20 protein-coding genes and 1 tRNA gene are annotated in these 20,038 nt (G+C 62.5%); 12 read left to right on the top strand and 9 right to left on the bottom strand.

Translation table 11 applies throughout. The features are described 5' to 3' along the window. Window positions 1–56 precede the first annotated feature (56 nt). The 4 genes from ACIQUG_RS18625 (at window position 57) to bchE (ending at window position 4,568) form a co-directional block, all read left to right on the top strand. Complete coding sequence (locus ACIQUG_RS18625; RefSeq protein ID WP_402323463.1) at window positions 57–971, top strand: EamA family transporter; 915 nt, start codon at window positions 57–59, stop codon at window positions 969–971. A gap of 75 nt (window positions 972–1,046) precedes the next feature. Then, window positions 1,047–2,126, top strand: coding sequence for a bifunctional transcriptional activator/DNA repair enzyme AdaA (locus tag ACIQUG_RS18620; RefSeq protein ID WP_402323462.1), 1,080 nt, complete (start codon window positions 1,047–1,049; stop codon window positions 2,124–2,126). After that, window positions 2,123–2,893 carry an isocitrate lyase/phosphoenolpyruvate mutase family protein gene (locus tag ACIQUG_RS18615; RefSeq protein ID WP_402323461.1) on the top strand — a complete coding sequence of 257 codons (771 nt, stop codon included), beginning with the start codon at window positions 2,123–2,125 and terminating at the stop codon, window positions 2,891–2,893. The genes ACIQUG_RS18620 and ACIQUG_RS18615 overlap by 4 nt, the downstream gene beginning before the upstream one ends. A gap of 145 nt (window positions 2,894–3,038) precedes the next feature. Further along, entirely contained in the window at window positions 3,039–4,568 is a 1,530-nt protein-coding gene (gene bchE, locus ACIQUG_RS18610) for a magnesium-protoporphyrin IX monomethyl ester anaerobic oxidative cyclase (protein ID WP_402323460.1), read from the top strand. Between the two features lie 65 nt (window positions 4,569–4,633). Here the strand turns inward: bchE and argB are convergent, their stop codons facing one another. After that, window positions 4,634–5,521, bottom strand: coding sequence for an acetylglutamate kinase (argB, locus tag ACIQUG_RS18605; protein WP_065372260.1), 888 nt, complete (start codon window positions 5,519–5,521; stop codon window positions 4,634–4,636). 158 nt (window positions 5,522–5,679) lie between these two features. Here argB and ACIQUG_RS18600 point away from each other — a divergent pair, with 158 nt between their 5' ends. The 4 genes from ACIQUG_RS18600 to msrB all read left to right on the top strand — a co-directional run bounded on the left by ACIQUG_RS18600 (window position 5,680) and on the right by msrB (window position 8,355). After that, entirely contained in the window at window positions 5,680–6,219 is a 540-nt protein-coding gene (locus ACIQUG_RS18600; RefSeq protein ID WP_402323459.1) for a sigma-70 family RNA polymerase sigma factor, read from the top strand. Then, complete coding sequence (locus ACIQUG_RS18595) at window positions 6,216–6,935, top strand: anti-sigma factor domain-containing protein (protein WP_402323458.1); 720 nt, start codon at window positions 6,216–6,218, stop codon at window positions 6,933–6,935. The genes ACIQUG_RS18600 and ACIQUG_RS18595 overlap by 4 nt, the downstream gene beginning before the upstream one ends. Window positions 6,936–7,099: 164 nt before the next feature. Beyond that, window positions 7,100–7,657, top strand: a complete 558-nt coding sequence (locus ACIQUG_RS18590; RefSeq protein WP_402323457.1) for a fasciclin domain-containing protein — start codon at window positions 7,100–7,102, stop codon at window positions 7,655–7,657. Window positions 7,658–7,863: 206 nt separating this feature from the next. Further along, window positions 7,864–8,355, top strand: coding sequence for a peptide-methionine (R)-S-oxide reductase MsrB (gene msrB / locus ACIQUG_RS18585; RefSeq protein WP_402323456.1), 492 nt, complete (start codon window positions 7,864–7,866; stop codon window positions 8,353–8,355). 13 nt (window positions 8,356–8,368) lie between these two features. On the opposite strand, the gene ACIQUG_RS18580 is transcribed toward msrB, so the two are convergent. The 6 genes from ACIQUG_RS18580 to rpmH all read right to left on the bottom strand — a co-directional run bounded on the left by ACIQUG_RS18580 (window position 8,369) and on the right by rpmH (window position 13,197). Continuing rightward, on the bottom strand, window positions 8,369–8,905 hold the full coding sequence (locus ACIQUG_RS18580) for a DUF1269 domain-containing protein (protein WP_043616846.1): 537 nt from the start codon (window positions 8,903–8,905) through the stop codon (window positions 8,369–8,371). Window positions 8,906–9,055: 150 nt separating this feature from the next. Further along, window positions 9,056–9,709 carry a ribosome biogenesis GTP-binding protein YihA/YsxC gene (gene yihA, locus ACIQUG_RS18575; RefSeq protein ID WP_402323748.1) on the bottom strand — a complete coding sequence of 218 codons (654 nt, stop codon included), beginning with the start codon at window positions 9,707–9,709 and terminating at the stop codon, window positions 9,056–9,058. Window positions 9,710–9,765: 56 nt separating this feature from the next. Beyond that, window positions 9,766–10,698: a DMT family transporter gene (locus ACIQUG_RS18570; RefSeq protein WP_060607210.1), complete on the bottom strand. Its 933-nt coding sequence runs from the start codon at window positions 10,696–10,698 to the stop codon at window positions 9,766–9,768. Between the two features lie 158 nt (window positions 10,699–10,856). Beyond that, window positions 10,857–12,644, bottom strand: coding sequence for a membrane protein insertase YidC (gene yidC, locus ACIQUG_RS18565; protein ID WP_402323455.1), 1,788 nt, complete (start codon window positions 12,642–12,644; stop codon window positions 10,857–10,859). Continuing rightward, window positions 12,644–13,042 (bottom strand): ribonuclease P protein component, encoded by a 399-nt coding sequence (gene rnpA, locus ACIQUG_RS18560; RefSeq protein ID WP_034797300.1) that lies wholly within the window; start codon window positions 13,040–13,042, stop codon window positions 12,644–12,646. The genes yidC and rnpA overlap by 1 nt, the downstream gene beginning before the upstream one ends. Window positions 13,043–13,062: 20 nt before the next feature. Then, window positions 13,063–13,197, bottom strand: a complete 135-nt coding sequence (gene rpmH / locus ACIQUG_RS18555; protein WP_077962533.1) for a 50S ribosomal protein L34 — start codon at window positions 13,195–13,197, stop codon at window positions 13,063–13,065. A 397-nt stretch (window positions 13,198–13,594) separates the two neighbouring features. On the opposite strand from rpmH, the gene ACIQUG_RS18550 reads away from it, so the two are divergent. Both ACIQUG_RS18550 and ACIQUG_RS18545 read left to right on the top strand, forming a co-directional pair. After that, window positions 13,595–15,598, top strand: a complete 2,004-nt coding sequence (locus ACIQUG_RS18550; protein ID WP_402323454.1) for a methyl-accepting chemotaxis protein — start codon at window positions 13,595–13,597, stop codon at window positions 15,596–15,598. 445 nt (window positions 15,599–16,043) lie between these two features. Further along, entirely contained in the window at window positions 16,044–17,525 is a 1,482-nt protein-coding gene (locus ACIQUG_RS18545) for a HAMP domain-containing sensor histidine kinase (RefSeq protein ID WP_043616856.1), read from the top strand. Window positions 17,526–17,583: 58 nt separating this feature from the next. On the opposite strand, the gene ACIQUG_RS18540 is transcribed toward ACIQUG_RS18545, so the two are convergent. Next, a complete protein-coding gene (locus ACIQUG_RS18540; RefSeq protein WP_402323453.1) occupies window positions 17,584–17,829 on the bottom strand; it encodes a hypothetical protein in 246 nt (81 codons plus the stop codon). A gap of 24 nt (window positions 17,830–17,853) precedes the next feature. Between ACIQUG_RS18540 and ACIQUG_RS18535 the strand changes: the two genes are divergently transcribed. Beyond that, window positions 17,854–17,930 (top strand) — tRNA-Arg (locus ACIQUG_RS18535). A 281-nt stretch (window positions 17,931–18,211) separates the two neighbouring features. Beyond that, window positions 18,212–19,081: a DUF6625 family protein gene (locus tag ACIQUG_RS18530; RefSeq protein WP_402323452.1), complete on the top strand. Its 870-nt coding sequence runs from the start codon at window positions 18,212–18,214 to the stop codon at window positions 19,079–19,081. 144 nt (window positions 19,082–19,225) lie between these two features. Here the strand turns inward: ACIQUG_RS18530 and ACIQUG_RS18525 are convergent, their stop codons facing one another. After that, window positions 19,226–19,909 (bottom strand): hypothetical protein, encoded by a 684-nt coding sequence (locus tag ACIQUG_RS18525; protein ID WP_402323451.1) that lies wholly within the window; start codon window positions 19,907–19,909, stop codon window positions 19,226–19,228. Between the last annotated feature and the right edge of the window lie 129 nt (window positions 19,910–20,038).

The following is a 20,038-nucleotide window of genomic DNA, read 5'->3' as shown; positions in this document are numbered from 1 at the left end:
ATCGGTCCGGCAGGTGGTCCTTGGCAACGAGCCGGCCTGCATGCTAGCTCGAAACGATGGAAACCTGGGTCCTCATCACCATCGCCGCGGCCTTCCTTCAGAATGTCCGCTCCGCAATGCAGAAACACTTGAAAGGCGTCATGGGCACGACGGGCGCGACCTTCGTGCGCTTCGGCTTCGGCCTGCCGTTCGCCCTCCTCTACCTCATTGTGCTCTGGCAGGTGGTGGGCCGTCCGCTGCCGGTGCCGAATGGCACATTCTTCCTCTGGGCGGTGATCGGGGGGCTTGCGCAGATTGCCGCGACCTTCCTGCTCGTCCATCTCTTCTCCTTCCGCAACTTCGCCGTCGGCACCGCCTATTCGCGCACCGAGCCGGCGCAGGCGGCCCTCTTCGGCCTGATCTTCCTCGGCGAAAAGGCGAGCCAGGGCACGCTGGTGGCGATCGCCATCTCGGTCGTCGGCGTGATGCTGATTTCGGTGGCGCGCACGACCCTGAGCGCGCGCACGCTGGTGACCTCGGTATTCTCGCGCACGGCCGGCATCGGACTGCTGTCCGGCACCTTCTTCGGTCTTTCGGCTGTCGCCTACCGTTCGGCGTCGCTCGCACTGGCGCCGAGCCTGCCGGCACCCGACTACATGATGCAGGCAAGCTTCACGCTCGGCTTTGTCATCCTCCTGCAGACCGTCGTCATGCTGATCTGGATCGTGCTGCGCGAACGCGACGAGCTGCCGCGCATCGCGGCCGCCTGGAAGCCGGCCTTTGTCGTCGGCTTCGTCGGCGCGTCTGCCTCCTTCGGCTGGTTCATGGCGATGACCCTGCAGCAGGCGGCCGTCGTCAAGGTCGTGGCCCAGGTGGAAATGCTCTTCACCTTCGCCTCGTCCTTCTTCATCTTCCGGGAATGGATCAACCGGCTGGAGCTTTTGGGTTGCCTCCTGATCGTGCTTGGCGTCGTGATGCTCGTGCTCATCTGAAGACGAGCATCGGTCTGAAAAATAGACGCCCGAAAACCGGCGTCGCCCGACCCCGGGGCGTGCTAGAACGGCAGCATGTTGTTCGATCTCCCCTCCGATGACACGCTCTACGATGCACTGATTGCGCGCAGCAGCGACTACGAAGGTTCCGCCTTCGTCTGCGTCAAGACAACAGGCGTCTTCTGCCGCCTGTCCTGCCCCGCCCGCAAGCCGAAGCGGGAGAACACGATCTTCGTCGGCTCGATCGGAACCTGCCTGGAGACGGGCTTCCGTCCCTGCCAGCGGTGCCGGCCGCTTGCCACCTTCGGCGCCAAGGACCCGCTCGTCCAGGAGCTTCTGCAGGCGCTGGAAGCGGCGCCCGAACGGCGCTGGAGCGAGGACGATCTCGTTCGCCGCGGGTTCGATCCGTCGACCGTCCGGCGCGCCTTCAAGCGCGCACTCGGCATCACCTTCCTCGATCTCGCGCGGCATCGCCGCCTGGGGCTTGCCGCCCGCCAGCTCGCCGACGGCGGGCGGGTGATCGACGCCCAGCTCGAGGCCGGCTATCAGTCGCCGAGCGGCTTTCGCGCCGCCTTCCAGCGCCTGCTCGGCGATGCGCCGGCGGCAGCCCAGGGGAGGGCGCTGCTCTCGTCCGACTGGATCGAAACGCCGATCGGGCCGATGGTCGCGGTTGCCGATGCGACGCACCTCCATCTGCTGGAGTTCCATGAGCGCAAGGCGCTGCCGACGGAACTGGAGGCGCTGAAGCGCGCGACGCGCTCGGCCATCGTTCCCGGCCGGACGACGCCGATCGACCAGATCGAAGGCGAGTTGAAGAGCTACTTCGCCGGCGAGACGAGCGGATTTCAAACCCCGCTTGCGCCTGGGGGGACGCCCTTCGAGCGCAACGTCTGGGCGAAGCTCGTGAAGATTCCCGCCGGCGGAACGCGTTCCTATGGTGACATTGCCCGCGAGGTCGCTACCATCCAGTCCGCTCGTGCGGTCGCCAAGGCCAACGGTTCGAACCGGATCGCCATCGTCATTCCGTGCCACCGTTGCCTCGGTGCGGATGGTTCGTTGACCGGCTACGGCGGCGGGCTCTGGCGCAAGCAATGGCTGCTTCGGCACGAGGCGAAGATGAAACCAGTCAGCCTATTGGTGGAGGAAACGCAATGAACCAGAAGGAAAAGGCGCTCGCCTTTGCCGCCCTGCATGAAAAGGGCGACCCGGTGGTGCTCTACAATATCTGGGACGCCGGCAGCGCCAAGGCGGTGGCCGAAGCCGGCGCCAAGGCGCTTGCGACCGGAAGCTGGTCGGTGGCCGCTGCCCACGGCTTCGGCGACGGCGAGAAGGTGCCGCTGGCATGGCTTGCCGATATCGCGCGCCTGATCGTGGCTTCGACCGACCTGCCCGTCAGCATCGATTTTGAGGGCGCCTATTCCGACGACCCGGCGACCGGTGCCGCCAATGTCTCGCGCATCCTCGACGTCGGCGCCATCGGCATCAATTTCGAGGACCAGATCGTCGGCAAGGGGGGCGTGCACCCGGTCGAAAAGCAGGCGACGCGCATCCGCGCCATCCGCGATATGGCCGACCGGCGCGGCATCCCGCTGTTCATCAACGCCCGCACCGATCTCTTCCTGCAGGAGGGTGACGAGAGCCGGCATGCCGGCCTCGCCGACGAGGCGATTGCCCGCGGCAAGGCCTATGCCGAAGCCGGCGCCAGCGGCTTCTTCGTGCCGTGGCTGGTGGACGAGACGCTGATCGCCAAGGTCTGTGCTGCCTCTAGCCTGCCCGTCAACATCATGATGCGACCGGCCGCACCCGACCTGAAGGCGCTCGCCCGCGTCGGCGTCTCGCGCGTCAGCTATGGCCCGGGGCCCTATCGCGTAATGATGGAGAAGCTGAAGGCGGCGGCGATCGAGGTCTACGCTCCGCGCTGACGTGAGGGCCGGCTGGCCGCGCGGCGCAAGCTGCGCGATCTCACCGTAAAAACGTACGTTTTTGGCCGCAGCTTGGAGCTGTTATTTCCGCAATCTTCAGCTTTATCGTGTCTCTGGCAATTCTTTGCGACCCGAGAGGCACCGTATGAAGATTGTTCTGCTCAATCCGCCGCATACGGCCATCGGTAGCCGTATTCCCGATGACCATCTTCCGCCGCTCGGCCTGCTCGCCGTTGGCGGGCCGCTCCTTGATGACGGCCATGCCGTGCGGCTCATAGATTGCGAATTCGGCCCTTTGGGCTTCGAGGAGATTGTCGCACGCGTGCTCGACGACTGCCCGGATCTTCTGCTGATCGGTCATTCGGGGTCGACCTCGGCCCACCCGACCGCCAGGCGTATTGCCAGCGATGTCAGAATGGCCGCACCGTCCGTGCGGGTGATCTATGGCGGTGTGTTCCCGACCTATCATTGGCGCGAGGTTCTGAGCGAGAGCGGCGCTTTCGATTTCATCGTCAGGGGAGAAGGCGAGGAGACAGTCCGACGGCTCGTGGGCGCCCTGTCATCCTTGGAACCCTTGAGCGAGGTTCCGGGCATCGCCTATCGCGATGATGGCGGCAGAGCTCTCGCCACCCGTCCGGCCGAAGCGATCGCCAATCTCGATGCCTACCGCATCGGCTGGGAGCTGATCGAGCATAGGCATTACAGCTATTGGGGCGGAAAGCGCGCTGTCGTGCTGCAGTTTTCGAGAGGGTGCCCGCATTTGTGCAACTATTGCGGCCAGCGCGGTTTCTGGACGCGATGGCGACACCGGGATCCGGCCGCGTTCGCGAAGGAGATCGCCCGCCTCCACCGCGAAGAGGGCGTGGAACTGATCAATCTCGCCGACGAAAACCCGACCTCGTCGCGCAAAGCCTGGCTCGCCTTCCTGAATGCCATGATCGCCGAGAACGTACCGGTGCAGATCGTCGGTTCGACGCGGGCGGACGATATTGTGCGCGATGCCGACATATTGCCCCTCTATCGCAAGGCCGGTGTCGTGCGTTGGCTGCTCGGAATGGAAAACACTGACGACGCCACGTTGAAGCTCATCAAAAAGGGCGGGACGACCACGAGCGACCGACAGGCAATCGCGCTCCTGCGCCAGCACGATATTCTCTCGATGGCCACCTGGGTGGTCGGCTTCGAGGAGGAGCGCCTGGGCGACCTTTGGCGCGGCTTCAAGCAGCTCCTGTCCTATGATCCGGACCAGATCCAGGCGCTTTACGTCACGCCCCACCGGTGGACCCCCTTCTTTGGTCTTGCCAGAGATCGCACCGTCATCGAGCCGGACGTCCGCAAATGGGACTATAAGCATCAGGTACTGAAGATGAAGCACCTTCATCCAGCCGTGCTCTTCCTGAGCGTCAAGTTGATCGAGGTTGCGATCCAGGCGCGGCCGAAGGCCCTCGCACGCGTTCTCCTGCACCGCGATCCGCAGCAGCGCCATTCGATGCGGTGGTACACTCGCATGGGACGCAGGGTCTGGTTTCACGAGCTCTACGAATTCGTCTTCCGCCGCCGCCATTTCGACTCCGGGCCGACGCTTCAGGTGTTCTGGGGCGCGCCGCAGGAGACCGAGGAAGAATCGATGCTGCCGCCGCGCCGGCGCCGTCCGGCAGACAGCGCGGCCGCATAAAAAATCCGGAAGCCGTGCGGGACGACTTCCGGATCCTCGTCTTGCCATTTTTCCGGTCGGCTTGATCAGGGCACGATCAGCGTGCCGGCGCCGCGTTCGGTGAAGATTTCGAGCAGCACCGAATGGGCGGTCTTGCCGTTGAGGATGACGACGCCCTGGACGCCCGCCTTGATCGCGTCGATGCAGGTCTCGACCTTCGGGATCATGCCGCCGGAGATCGTGCCGTCGGCAATCAGTGCGCGCGCCTGGGAAACCGAGAGTTCCTTGATCAGGTTGCCCTGCTTGTCGAGCACGCCCGGAACGTCCGTCAGGAACAGCAGGCGCGTGGCGTTGAGCGCGCCGGCAATCGCACCGGCAAAGGTATCGGCGTTGATGTTGTAGGTGTGGCCGTCACGGCCCGGCGCCACCGGTGCGATCACCGGGATCATTTCCGAGCGGGCAAGCAGGTCGATCAGCGTGCGGTCGACTTCGACCACTTCGCCGACGAAGCCGAGATCGAGCACGCGCTCGATGTTGCTGTCCGGATCCTTGATCGTCTTGCGCGCCTTTTCGGCGAAGACCATGTTGCCGTCCTTGCCACAAAGGCCGATCGCCCATTCGCCCGTCTGGTTGATGAGCGCGACGATCTCCTTGTTGATCGAGCCGGCCAGCACCATCTCGACGATCTCGACGGTCTTTTCGTCGGTGACGCGCAGGCCGCCTTCGAACTTCGATTCGATGCCCATCTTCGTCAGCATCGCGCCGATCTGCGGGCCGCCGCCATGCACGACGATCGGGTTGACGCCCGACTGTTTCAGAAGCGCGATGTCGCTGGCAAAAGCGCGGCCGAGTTCGCTGTTGCCCATGGCGTGGCCGCCATATTTGACGACGATCGTCTTGTTTTCGTAGCGCTGCATGTAGGGCAGGGCCTGGGTGAGCAGGCGTGCCTGGATTTCACTTTCATTGGCGGACATGGCGGACCCTCGAAAAATACCGGCTGCTGTTTAGCGCAAGTTCCGGACCGAGGGAATGATCGGCGAACAAGATAAAGCCGGAATGACGGAACGGCTGGCACATTGTGATCGGCGCCCTATCTCACGTTTCGTGAACGAGGCTTTGGGGCGCGCACTGGATGATGGACGAGGACATAGCCGGGCTGCTCGGCCGCATTTCGCTCGGCGACCGCGATGCCTTTTCCGAACTCTATCGCCAGACCAGCCCGAAACTCTTCGGCATCTGCTTGCGTATCCTTGCAAACAGGAGCGAAGCGGAAGAAGCCCTACAGGAAATCTACGTCAAGATCTGGCAGCGCGCCGGGCGTTTCGCGCAAGGACAGGCGTCGGCGGCGTCCTGGCTGGCGGCGATAGCGCGCAATCAGGCGATCGATCTCATCCGGGCGCGCAAACCAGCCGCCAACGTGATTGACGAAGCCTACGATTTGGCTGATCCTGCTGCCGATCCGGAAAAATCGGCAGTGGTGAAAGCGGAGGGCAGGCGGATCGACGTCTGCATGGAGGAGCTTGAAAAAGACCGCGCGGAAGCGGTGCGGCGCGCCTATGTCGAGGGCCTGAGCTACCAGGAACTGGCTGACGTCTTCGCGGTGCCGCTGAACACGATGCGGACTTGGTTGAGGCGCAGCCTCCTGAAGTTGCGAGAGTGTATGGAGCGATGACGACACCAACCCCAGAGGGCCGGGACTTTCGCCGCGACGAGGTGATAGCGGGCGAGTATGTGCTCGGCGTGTTGTCTGCCGACGATCGCCGCAAGGTCGAAGCCCGGCTTGCCTCCGATCGCAACTTCGCCGCCATGGTCGACCGCTGGCAGAGCAACCTATCCTCCTTCGACGAAGCCTATGATCCGGTGGTGCCTCCACCCAGGACTTTCGCCGCGATCGAGCGGCAACTTTTCGATACGCTGCGGCCGGAGCCTGTGCGGTCTCGCGGGCTGTGGCATTCGCTGGCGCTCTGGCGTGGGCTGGCGCTCGCCTCGCTTGCCGCGCTGATGGTGATGGGCGCCTCCATGGCCGGCCTGTTCGAGACGCCGTCGACCGGTGCTTCGCTCGTTGCAGAGCTTACGGGCAAAGGGGCCGCCATCGATCTCGTCGCCCGCTTCGACCGGACATCGGGCCGCCTGCAGGTAACGCCGGTGGCCGCCAGCCAGGCGGAACAGAAATCGCTCGAACTCTGGCTGATCAACGGCAGCAATCCGGCGATTTCGCTCGGTGTTTTGCCGCAGACCGGGGAAGGCGAAATCGCCGTGCCGTCGACATTCCGCTCGAGGATCTCCGCCGGTTCGGTTCTTGCCGTCAGCATCGAGCCGCTCGGCGGTTCGCCAACCGGCGTGGCCACCGGACCGATCATCGCGCTCGGCAAGGCGCGAAACCTCTGATCGCATCAGCCTGATAAATACCTTTATCTATCAATCGGCTAACTTTCCCGCGAATTCCTGAAACTCTTTCTGTCGTCCTTCCGTTGCTTGTCCTGTTCCCCGCAGGGAACGGCAGCTTCGGCGGGCGGCGCTATGCCGCCTCCCTCAACAGGAAGGAAGAGAAGATGTTCACGTCTGCCATCCGCTTGGTCGCAACAGCGTCCGTCCTCGCAGCAAGTGCATTCGTCGCCCACGCCGAAAATCCTGTCGTCGGCGGCGCGCCGATGTATGCGGAGAAAAACATTGTCGAAAACGCGGTCAATTCCAAGGATCACACGACGCTGGTCGCCGCCGTCAAGGCCGCCGGCCTGGTGAAGACGCTGGAGGGCAAGGGGCCATTCACGGTGTTTGCGCCGACGAATGCCGCCTTTGACGCACTGCCGGCCGGTACTGTCGATACGCTGCTGAAGCCGGAAAACAAGGACAAGCTCGCCAAGGTCCTGACCTGCCATGTGGTTGCCGCCGACGCGATGTCGGCGACGATTGCCGAGATGATCAAGAAGGACGGCGGCGAGCATGACGTCAAGACGGTCGGGGGCTGTGTGCTGAAAGCCAGGGAGGATGGCGGCAAGCTGATGCTGACCGATGAAACCGGCGGTACCGCGACGGTAACGATCGCCGACGTCAAGCAGTCGAACGGCGTCATCCACGTGATCGACAAGGTTCTCCTGCCGAAAAGCTGACCCTCCGATGCGCCGGGCCGCTGCCGGCGGCCTGGCGCATCTGTCGCACGGGATGGCTTTTCGCCGCGTCACGACGCTTTGAACGGCATTGTTTTGCAGTGGCTCCGTCCGGGCGCTATCGTCGATCTGGACATCCGACAAATCGACAACTTACAGCGCACCGCACGAATGATCGTGACGCGCTTTAGGTCAGGTAGGAGGTTATCATGATCAGCCGGCGCGTCTTCCTGATGGCAGGCACGGCATTGGCCGCAGCATTCGCGTTCCGCGGCCTCACGCCGCTGGCATGGGCTGCGGGAACGGAGACCTTCGAAGTCGTCAAATCAGATGCCGAATGGCGGGCGACCCTCACCGACGACCAGTACCGGATCCTGCGGCACGAGGATACGGAGCGCCCCTTTACCAGCGCGCTCAACCACGAAAAGCGCAAGGGCACCTTCCAATGCGCCGGCTGCGCGCTGCCGCTCTATTCGTCCGAGGCGAAATATGACAGCGGCACCGGCTGGCCAAGCTTCTGGCAATCGCTCCCCAATGCCGTGGCGACACGGGAAGACAATTCGCTGCTCATGACCCGGACGGAATGCCATTGCCGCCGTTGCGGCGGCCACCTCGGTCACGTCTTCGACGACGGCCCGCCACCGACCGGCAAGCGCCATTGCATCAATGGCCTGGCGCTTGCCTTCGTGCTGTCTCGATAAGTCAGCCGGACGACTAGGCGCCGGCAGGCGGCGTAGCCGGTGCTGCGCCGGAGAGGGCTGCCTGCAGCTTCTGCTCCTGTTCGGGCGAAAGCGACGTCTTCAGCACGCGGCCGCGCAGGTCGGGGAATTCGGCGAGAACCTTTTCCGGCTGAACCTTGCGCACCAGGATGAACAGAGCGGAGGAATTGTTCGGGATGGTGTTGCCGAGCGACTTGATGAATTCGTCGTCGATACCGTAGTCGCTAAGCGACCCCGAGAGAGCGCCGGCACCCGCGCCCAGCGCGCCGCCGATTGCAAAGCCCGCCAGCGGGTTGAGGAACAGAAGGCCGACCAGGCCGCCCCAGAGCGAGCCGGAGAGCAGGCCCGAGGTGGCGCCGACGGCCGTCAGGTTGAGGCTCTGCTTCAGGTGGACCTTGCCTTCGGTGTCGCGCACGACGACCACGGCATCCTCGAGATCGATCAGATATTCCTTCTTCAGCCCGGCGAGCCGGACCAGAACTCTGTCAGCCTCCTCGGGGGAATCGAACCCGACAACGATCAAATCGGACATGTCTCACTCCTATCTCTGGCCGCGCCACCGTTCTGGGCGCAACGCAGAGATAGAGCGGATTGCATGTCGGGGTAGTGACAGAGATCAAAGACAGAGGATTGGCAGAGGTTGCCGAGGCCGCGCCGCCCCGGGATTGTCGCGCGGGTTCCGCTAGTGGGCAATCGCCGTGGCGATCGCGGCCCGCAGTTCCTCGAGACCTTCCCCCTTTTCCGAAGAGGTCGAAAGGACCTCCGGGTAGGCGGCCGGATGCTTCTTGATCTTTTCGAGCGTCTCGGCGACCAGCCGCGGCACGCCGGCGGCCTTGATCTTGTCGGTCTTGGTCAACACGAGCTGATAGGAGACCGCTGCCTTGTCGAGCAGGTCGAGCACCTCGTCGTCGTTCTTCTTGATGCCGTGACGGCTGTCGATCAGCACATAGACGCGCTTCAGCGTCGAGCGGCCGCGCAGATAGTCGAAGACGAGTTTCGTCCAGGCATCGACCTGGTCCTTCGGCGCCTGGGCATAGCCGTAGCCGGGCATGTCGACCAGTGCCATCGGCGGCAGGTCGTTGGCCTCGCCGGAAAAACCGTCCGGCACGAAATAGTTGAGTTCCTGGGTGCGGCCAGGTGTGTTGGAGGTTCTCGCCAGGCCCTTGTGGCCGACCAGCGCGTTGATCAACGACGATTTGCCGACGTTCGACCGACCCGCAAAGGCAATCTCGGCCGGTCCTTCGGGTGGCAGGAATTTCATGGCGGGAACGCCGCGAATGAAAATCCACGGCCGGCCGAACAACGGCTTGTCGTCTTTGGGTCTGGTATCGGCCATCGGCGGTCGGTCCTTCATCGAGAAAGTCCTTGGCTTCAAGGTTTTGGCCGTGGATGTCAAGGCGTCGGCGTGCGGACCGGCCGTGTGGGGATGGTTTGCGTCCGCCGGAACTCGTTGAGCAGGTAGGCAAGCAACGCCAGAAGAATGAAGGTGCCGCCGACGATCGTCCGGCTGCTCGGTACCTCGCCATGGATGATCGCGACCCAGAGCGGCCCCAGCACGGTTTCCGCCGTCCCGAGCAGTGCGGCCAGCGCCGAGGGCACCAGCCGGGCGCCGGTGACGAAGAGCGCCATGCCAAGCCCGAGGTTGAAGGCGCCGAAGACGAAGAGCAGCGCGAGTTCGCCCCCGGTCACCGCCAGGCCCGACGACTGGCTGGCGGCAATGCCGCTTGCGGCAAAGCAGCCGAAGCAGGTGGCGGGCGTCATGCGCACATGCGGGTAGCGGCGGGTAATGACGGTCGCCAGTGCGAAGACGACGGGGATCAACAGCGCCAGCGCGTCGCCGACCGGTGACATTGTTCCCGTCAGGCTTTCCGACACCATGATCCCGACGCCGAAGATGACGGCGGTGATCGCACCCCAGGTGAAGCGCGAGACCCGTTCGCGAAACAATACCCAGCTCATCAGTGCTGCAAACAGCGGCACACCGGCGCCGAGCAGAACGACATTGGCGATCGTCGTGTAGGAGATCGCAATGATGAAGGACGTCGAGGCGATGGTGAAACAGAGCCCGACGGCGATGCCCGGCCAGCCCATGCCCTTGAACAGCGCCACCGTGCCGCGCGGTCCGTCGCGCACCAGCATGAAGGCGAGCAGGAACAGGCCGGCGAACAGGCAGCGCCAGAAGACGATCGTCCAGCTGTCGGAAATGTGCAGGAAGCGCGCAATGGCGCCGCCGAAGCTCCAGAAGAAGGCCGAGCCGAAGACGAGCAGGGCGCCAAGCTTCTCGTTGGCGGCAAACGGGGCGGAAGTGGCCGACGGGTCGGTCATGGCAAGTTGTCCTGGAGCAGGGGCGCGCTGATTTCAATAACGCCAGATGCCCGCACCGCACGCCCGCGTCAACGCCATCCGCGTGTCGCGCCGCGGCGTGGAAACAAAAAAGCCCCGGACCGAAGTCCGGGGCTCTGCGATTGTGGTGTCGGCCGGCATCACTCCGCCGGTTTGGGTTTTTTCGAGAACAAGCCCTTCAGATTGTCGAAGAGCTCGATCTTCACGCCTTGGCGCTTCATGATGATCGACTGCTGCAGCACCGAAAGCGTGTTGTTCCAGGCCCAGTAGATCACCAGACCGGCCGGGAAGGAGGCCAGCATGAAGGTGAAGACCACGGGCATCCAGGTGAACAGCATCGCCTGGGTCGGATCCGGCGGCGTCGGGTTCATGCGCATCTGCACGAACATGGTGACGCCCATGATGATCGGCCAGACACCGAGGTGCAGGAAGGCCGGACCATCGAACGGCAGCAGGCCGAAGAGGTTGACGATCGTCGTCGGATCCGGCGCCGAGAGGTCGCGGATCCAACCGAAGAACGGTGCGTGACGCATTTCGATGGTGATGTAGATCACCTTGTAGAGCGCGAAGAACACCGGGATCTGGATCAGGATCGGCCAGCAGCCCGCGAGCGGGTTGATCTTCTCGTCCTTGTAGAGCTGCATCATCGCCTGCTGCAGCCCCATGCGGTCGTCGCCGAACTTCTTCTTCAGTTCCTCCATCTTCGGCTGAACCTTCTTCATGTTCGCCATCGATGCGTACTGCTTGTTGGCGAGCGGGAAGAAGATGGCCTTGACCACGATGGTGGTGATCAGGATGGCGATGCCGAAGTTGCCGAACAGACGGAAGAAGAAGTCCATCATTTTGAACATCGGCTTGGTGATGAAGTAGAACCAGCCCCAGTCGATCAGCTTGTCGAAGTTGGGGATCGAGTAGGCCACTTCATAGTTGTCGACGACAGGAACTTCCTTGGCGCCGGCAAAGACGAGGTTCTTGATTTCCGAGGACTGGCCAGGCGCGACCGTGATCGCGTCGCTCTTGTAGTCGCTCTGGTAGCGGGCGCGACCGTCGGTAAAGTGCGTGAAGCGCGTGTCGTAGGGGGTTGCCTGCGGCGGAACGATGGCCGCTGCCCAGTACTTGTCGGTGATGCCGAGCCAGCCGCCGGTCGCCTTGCCCGGCTCGACCGACTTTTCGTCTTCGATCTTGCCGTACTTCAGTTCCTGCAGGCCGTGTTCGCCAAGCACGCCGATGAAGCCTTCATGCAGCACGTAGACGCTCGGCGTCGTCGGCTTGTTGAAGCGGGTCACGCGGCCGTAGGAGGAAAGGCTGAGGGGCTCGGCTGCACCGTTCTTGATGCTGTCGACCACCTGGAACATGTAATGTTCGTCAACCGAGATGGTGCGATTGAACGTGACGCCCTTTTCGTTGGTGAAGGTGAGCGTCACCGGGGTTGCCGAGGTCAGCTTGTCGCCGCCCGAAAGCGTCCAGACGGTCTGCGGGCCGGGCACGGTGCCGGTCGCGTCGCTGCCGACATAGCCGATTTCGGCAAAGTAACCGTCAGCGGTTTCAGCCGGGCTGAAAAGGGTGATGACCGGGCTCTTCGGATTGACCGTCTCGCGGTACTCCTTGAGCTTCAGGTCGTCGAAGCGGGCGCCGGTCAGGTTGATGGAGCCGGAAAGCGCCGGCGTGTCGATCGCAACGCGGGCCGACTTGGCAATGGCCTGGTCGCGGTTTTCACCGGCGCCCGGGATTGCGCCGCCACCCGGCAGGGCCTGGCCTGGCGTCTGCTGTGCCGGCGTTGCCGACTGCGACTGTGCCTGCTGGGCCTGCAGCGCTTCCGCAGCGATGCGTTCCTTTTCAATCTTCGGATTGACGTAAAGGAACTGCCAGGCAATGAGGATCAGCACGGACAGGCCAATCGCCACGAAATAGTTGCGGTTTTTTTCCATCATAGTTTCCTGGAACCGGCCGGCGGCCGCTTCTGTTTCGGCTTGTTTTCGATGCGCTCGTGAAGGCCCCGGGTCAAGGCGTCGAAGGGAGCATTCAGGAGTTCGCGTCGGGCGACAATCACATAGTCGTGTCCGGGTTTCATTGCAAACCCGGCGGAAAGCCGCACCGCCTCTTTCAGGCGTCGGCGCATCCGGTTTCGCTCGACGGCATTGCCGTGTTTCTTGGTCACGGTGAAGCCGACGCGGGCTTCGCCTTCCGGATCGTTGCGGTCGAGCACTTCGAGGAGAAACAGGGGGCCTCTGCGGCCTTCTCCAGCCCGAACGGCCAAAAACTGCGGACGGCTTTTCAGCCGCCCGACAGTCGTTTTGTCTTTATCTGACGTCATGTGCCCGGACACTGGTTTCGGGCAGTTTCGGCTTAAGCCGAAAGACGCTTGCGGCCACGAGCCCGGCGGGCTGCGAGGACCTTCTGGCCACCCTTGGTAGCCATACGCGAACGGAAGCCGTGGCGACGCTTGCGGACAAGCTTGGACGGTTGGTAAGTACGCTTCATTTATTTAATACCGCGGTGTGCGGCCCTTCTTGGGTTTGCGTGTAGCAAGGAGCGTTTACGTTATCGGACATGGCTCCGCCATTTCGGGCAGGAGGGCTTGACCGGACGTGGGCGGCTTATAAGGGGAATTTTCCCGGAAAGTCAATTGCGGGCGGCGATTCAGTGGCGACAGCGCCGCAAAAAGCGCCGGTGCACCCGCCAATGGCGATCCGTCGGACCGCGAAAAGGAAGGTCAACTAGCCGAGATTGGTAAAGGGAGCCCTAACTGGATCTCCCCAGAATGCCGGTCGAGGCCGACGAGCTTTATTAACCACGCCTATTTTAGGGTCTTCCCGGTGCATATGGGGCGGCGGCATGTCCGATAATCGGACGCTCTCGTCACTCCGTGGAGGTCGGGATGAAAATACGCGGTAAGATCAATCTAATTGTCGGCATCATGAGTGTGCTGGCCGTTGCTGTGACCGGCATGTCGCTGGTCGCCGTCAACAAATACAACGAGAAATTCCACCAGTACGAGAACGTGGCGACGCGCGCCTTCAACGCGGAACGCCTCAACCGCCTGGTGACCGCGGTGGTGATGGAATCGCGCGGCGTCTATGCCGCCCCGACCGTCGAGAAGGCCAAGCCGTTTGCCGAAGGCATCCGCAAGAACCTCGACAAGATCGATACGCTGCTTGCCGAGTGGCGCCCGCTGATCCCCGCCGAAACCAAGGCGTCCTTCGACACGCTGGTCGCGCGCGCCGCGGAATTCAGGACGTTCCGCGTCGAGACGGCGCGGCTTGGCGAAGAAGTTTCGCCCCAGGCTGCCAACGAGCAGGGCAACACCGACGCCAACCGTGCGAACCGCAAGGCGTTCCAGGAACAGATCGACGGCGTCGTCGACATCAACCTGAAGACGCTTGAAGTCGTGACGGCTGACACGGCCGTCTTCGAACGCAGCGTGATCGTCACGATTCTTGCTATCGCCGGCCTCGGCCTCATCGCAGGCATTGGCGCCGCCTTCTACATCGCCACCAACCATCTGAGCCGTCCGATCCTTGAATTGACGGGCAAGATGAAGCAGCTGGCTGGCGGCGATCTCGCCGCGACGGTGCCCTTCGTCGGCCGAAAAGACGAGATCGGCGAAATGGCCGAAGCCGTCGAGGTCTTCAAGCAGAACGGCCTTGCCGTCCGCGACCTCAACGCCCAGGAAGCGGTGCTGCGTGAAAAGAGCGCCGACCTGCAGTCGAGCATCGGTGTCGTCGTTGCGGCCGCCGCCGCCGGCGATTTCACCAAGCGCATCGGCAAGGACTACGAGAACGACGATCTCAACCGCTTTGCTGGCAGCGTCAACGAGCTGGTCGGCAGCGTCGATGCCGGTATCGCCGAAACCCGCCGGGTGATCGCGAGCCTTGCGGCCGGCGACCTGACTCAGAGCATGAACGGCCACTACCAGGGCGCCTTCGCCGAGCTGCAGAAGAACGTCAACGAGACGCTCTCCACGCTGCAAAAGACGCTGCGCGAGGTCCGTGTGACGACCGACTCGATCAATGGCAACTCGTCCGAACTGCGCTCGGCCGCCGACGATCTGTCCAAGCGCACGGAACAGCAGGCGGCCGCCCTTGAGGAAACGTCTGCCGCTCTTGATCAGATCACCGTTGCCGTGAAGAGCTCCACCGAGCGGGCCCAGGAAGCGACCGTGATGGTCAACGAGGCCAAGCACAGCGCCGCCCAGTCGGCAGCCGTCGTGCGCAACGCCGTCGACGCCATGGGGCGCATCGAGCAGGCTTCGAGCGAAATCGGCCAGATCACCAACGTGATCGACGAAATCGCCTTCCAGACCAACCTCCTGGCGCTGAACGCCGGCGTCGAGGCAGCCCGTGCCGGTGATGCAGGTAAGGGCTTCGCAGTCGTCGCGCAGGAAGTGCGTGAGCTCGCACAGCGCGCCGCAAGTGCCGCCAAGGATATCAAGTCGCTGATCTCCAAGTCCGGCAGCGAAGTGGCAACCGGCGTCCGCCTGGTACAGGAGACCGGTTCGGCGCTTGGCGAGATCGAGGAACGGGTCCTGAAAATCAACGACCACATCCACTCGATCGCGACCGCCGCGCGCGAACAATCGACGGGCCTCAGCGAAGTCAGCACCGCTGTCAACCAGATGGACCAGGTGACCCAGCAGAACGCTGCCATGGTGGAAGAGGCGAATGCCGCAACCCACAAGCTCTCGGGTGAAGCCAACAATCTCGCGAGCCTGATCGCCTACTTCAAGGTCGACAATGTTGCCGCGCGGCCGATCGCCGTGGCCCGCGAGACGGCCCAGCCGGTCGCATCGCCGGCACGGCGCATGATGGGCAACGTTGCCCGCGCCTTTGGCGGCGGCGGCTCCGCTGCGGCGGCCGCCAAGGACGATTGGGAAGAGTTCTGATCGGCGGATAGCCTCGCCAGGTGATTGGAGCCCGCGGTGCCACAAGGTGCCGCGGGCTTTCTGTTTTCGAGGCCATCAAGACTTGCCGTCTGATCATCGGCAGGGCTGTCGTCGTCGTCCGCAAGGGCGCGCCACGCGAACTGTTCCCTGGGTGACTTACATCGATGCCAATTCTGTGCAGGTAGGTCGAGCCGAGGCGGCGGTGTGCCGAGATTTGCTTCGGCGATGCGAGGGGAGAAAGATGAGCGGGATGCGATCCTTGGTCATGATCGACGGCACGAGACGGAGAGATGGCCGCGCCTATGCCGCACCCTCTAAAGTCCGTCAGCGATTGGAAAAACGGCCGCCATCTCCTATTATGCGCTCCAGGCGCGATGCCCCATGGCCCGGATGTTCATACGGGGTCCCAGGCGTTTTGGTTGACGGGCAGGAAAGTTTTTAAGGCATGGCGGAAGAAACACGTCCGGCGAAGGCAGGCGAGGCATTGAGAACCAGTGCCGGGTTTTTCCGAGGTCTATCCGGCAAGTTGCTGCTGTTGACCATCGTTTTCGTCATGCTGGCCGAAGTGCTGATTTTCGCTCCGTCCGTTGCTACCATGCGCATCCGCTGGCTCGAGGATCGGCTGAATACGGCAGCGGCCGCAGCCGTCGTCGTCGATGGTCTGCAGAATGTCGAGCTGCCGCGCAGCGTCCAGAAGGACACGCTGATGGCGACCGGCACCAAGGCGATCGTCATCCGGCGCAAGGACGCCTCGCGCATGATTGCGCTCACCGACATGCCGCTCGAGATCCAGGGCGAGTACGACGTCGCCAATTCCACCGCCGTCGCCGCCATCCGCGATGCGTTCGACACGCTGCTCTTCGGCGGCGATCGCGTGATCCGCGTCTATGGTCCGCTTGGCGAAAGCGATGCGACGATCGAGCTCCTGATGAAGGATGCGAGCCTGCGCAAGGCGATGCTCGTCTACTCGCGCAATGTCTTTGTCCTGTCGCTGATCATTTCGCTGATCACCGCGGCGCTGATCTTTCTCGCCATCAACCGCATGCTGATCGCGCCGATCCGGCGGATGACGGCGAACATGCAGGACTTTTCCAACGACCCGGCCGATCCCGCCCGCGTGCTCGTGCCGCCGCAGGGTCACGACGAACTTGCCGTCGCCGGCCAGCATCTCGCCAGCATGCAGCGCGAACTGCAAAAGACGCTGAAGCAGCAGAAGAGCCTGGCCGAACTCGGGCTCGCGGTGTCGAAGATCAACCACGACATGCGCAACATCCTGTCCTCGGCGCAGCTGATTTCCGACCGGCTGGCCGACGTCGACGATCCGGTCGTCAAGCGCTTCGCGCCGACCCTTTTGCGCACCATCGACCGCGCCGTCGGCTACACCCGCGAAGTCCTGTCCTATGGTCGCACCACCGAGGCCGAGCCGCATCGGCGCTTCGTCGCGCTGAAGCCGCTGGTCTCCGATGTCGCCGAACTGCTGGCGATCGATCCGCAAGCCGGCATCGATTTCCAGATCCAGATGCAGGACGATCTCGAGGTCGACGCCGACAGCGAGCAGCTCTTTCGTGTGGTGCACAATATCTGCCGCAACGCCGTGCAGGCGCTGACCAATCACGAGCCGGAGGACGGGCGCCCACGGGCCGTCGCTGTCTCCGCCATGCGCATCGGCAGCGTCGTCACCATTTCCGTCGACGATACCGGGCCTGGAATGCCGCCGAAGGCCCGGGAGAACCTCTTTGCTGCCTTCCGCGGTTCGGCCCGCTCCGGCGGTACAGGCCTTGGCCTCGCGATCGCCCGGGAACTCGTGCTTGCCCATGGCGGCACGATCGCGCTCGTCGAAAAGCCGACGCCCGGCACGCTGTTCCGCATCGAATTGCCCGACCGGCCGGTGCCGCTCGACGCCTTCCGTTCGAAGTTCCGCCATTAGACCGGCGTTTAGGCGACGCAGGTGGGGCCCGAGGTTGCGTCGTTTTCAATGATTCCATTCACAAATGGGCTGCGCGCGTTCCGCGATACGGCTGACCGTGCGAAGCGAAAGCGGCAAATGCGGGTCCCTCGAAAAAATTCGCGGCCAGGCTCGCAGGCCACGATGCCTTGCTTTCCAGCGGATTCAGCACCGGCACGGTTTCGTCCTTCCACAGCAAAGCGGAATTGCCGTCGTAAAAATGAATTTTTTTGCGGAACGGCGCTTGCAATCCCCGAAAGGACCCTTTAGAGAACCGCTCACGCAAGCGGTTTGACCGCGGCAGACAAACGCACCCGTAGCTCAGCTGGATAGAGCACCAGACTACGAATCTGGGGGTCAGGAGTTCGAATCTCTTCGGGTGCGCCATTCTTTTCAATAGCTTACTAGCTTTTTTGCACGGTCGTATGACGACGCCCTTTCGCTCGGTTTTGCCCTGTTCCGCAGTGGTCCGATGAGCGGTGCGCAATTTTGCAACTTGGCGGGTTTTCTCCAGGCTTTGCTGCCGTCCGCGCGCTGACGTCGGAAGATCTTGATGTGCTGTGGATGAAACAGGCGCGGCAATATTCAATAATATTTCGATGCTTTAACGTGGATTTTATCCAAGAATACAATAAGCCATCGCTTATTAAGATCGAGTGCTCATTTGCATGAAACGATTGCTGCTTATTTCGCCATGGTTCGGGGCGTGGCCTGAATGGATAAATTTCTTTATCGAGTCCTGTAAGCACAATCGTGAAATTGACTGGTTGATACCAACTGATCAAGATGAGCCTGAAAACAATGCGCCAAATGTAAAGTTTATTCACTATTCGTTTGATGATTATAGAGAGAAACTCTCCAGCGAAGTTGGCGTCGATCTTCACAATCTAACGCCATATAAGTTGTGTGATTTAAAGCCATTTTTGGGGTTGATATTCTCAAGGCAGCTGGAAGGCTACAAGTATTTTGGGTATTGCGACAATGATATTGTTTTTGGAGATTTGCGGGCGATATACACTGACGATATTCTTGACAGGTATGAAGCGATTTCATCGCATTCAGACAGAATGGCCGGTCATCTGTCGGTTTTTCGAAATACGCCCAAAATGCAGACAATCGCCAAACGCATTCCAAATTGGCGTGAGCGAATAGCGGCCGTCGAACACTTCGGTTTGGACGAAGGTGCTTTGACAACGATGATGGTGCCGCGCCGCAAGCATGTCATCAAAAGGCTGTTGGCGCCGAAGTCGCTCCTGGTTGAGCGTTATACGACACCTGGCGGTGGCGAACGTCTTTGGCCGGATGGTTTGCAGAGCCCTGACGCATGGATCTGGAAGAACGGACAGCTCTCGAATGAGCGGTTCTCGTCCGGCATATTGTATCTTCACTTCATGTTTTGGCATTCAAGCCGCTGGCGGCGTCCGCACACGGGGGCGGCTCCGTGGTTGAGTTTGGATAAGATTGTCCAGTGCGATTGGCGGGAAGCTGCGCAGAAGGGTTTCTCTATTTCGCCTCACGGAATTCGCCTGTTAGCTTAGGCGTAGTGAGGGCAATACGTTTGGCCGCCATTTCTGGCGCGGCCGACGTATCTGTGGCGCCCAAATATCTCGGCCGGTACGTGCGTCGCGGCCTTACGTTTCGCGACGCACGTCTCCTAACCCCCAAGCGCCTTCCTTGTAGCGCTAGGATTGGCCTACGCTGTAGCCCTTCTCGACGAGCCAGGCATCGTGAAGCCACTTTTCCGTTCCGCGGCGGCCGGGAAAGCTGATCCAGTGAATGTCGCGCTCGAAGACCATGACCTTTCGGTCCGCGCCGACGATGACCCACATCCAAAGGCCGTCGGCCTGGTTGCGCATCTTGACCTTCATGCCCGTGAGGGTCAGGTCTTCGCTGCGGCCGTTGCGGGCAACCCGCAGGGGTTCGTCATGCGGGTCGATCCAGCTGATCCTCATGCCCGGTAGAAGGTCTGGCGCTGCCTCGCGCAGGAAATCCATGGCGATTGCCTGCGCTTCCTCGCGGGTCGGCAATGGGCGGCCGACCAGATCCAGGTCGATCCGGGCAAAGCCCTTGAGGCGGCCATCGTCGGCGATGACGGTGCTGAAATGCTCGCCGCCGAGCGTTGCATTGCGTCCGTCGGCGCGCGCGTAGCGGACGAGTTCCGCAGCTTCACCATCGACGATGGCGGTGCGGCGGCCCGCCTCGCGGTAACCGGCGGGCATGAAGGCGCCGATGGTGGCGGCTGCGGGCCGAGCGCTATCGCTTGCAGCGGGCCTCTCTCCTGTCTCTGCGAAGGCCATGTTTGCGGTTGCCGTGCTGGCGACAAGGCCGAAGGCGGCAAGAACCGCGAGAGGGCGTCTATGCGGCATGTCCAGAGCTCCTTTGTCTGGTTGGGGGGCGGAAGGTGGTCATGAAACCGATCGCGGATCGCCAAGGGGGCACCTGAGAAGCGGATGCTGCCGACAACGGAAGCGGAGTCCCGGCAGGGAGCTGGCGGG

Origin of the sequence: Ensifer sp. NPDC090286, from assembly GCF_044769565.1 — a bacterium.
Lineage (GTDB): Bacteria > Pseudomonadota > Alphaproteobacteria > Rhizobiales > Rhizobiaceae > Ensifer.
Note: the sequence above shows the minus strand (reverse complement) of the source record. Positions and strands in the feature narration are given on the sequence as shown.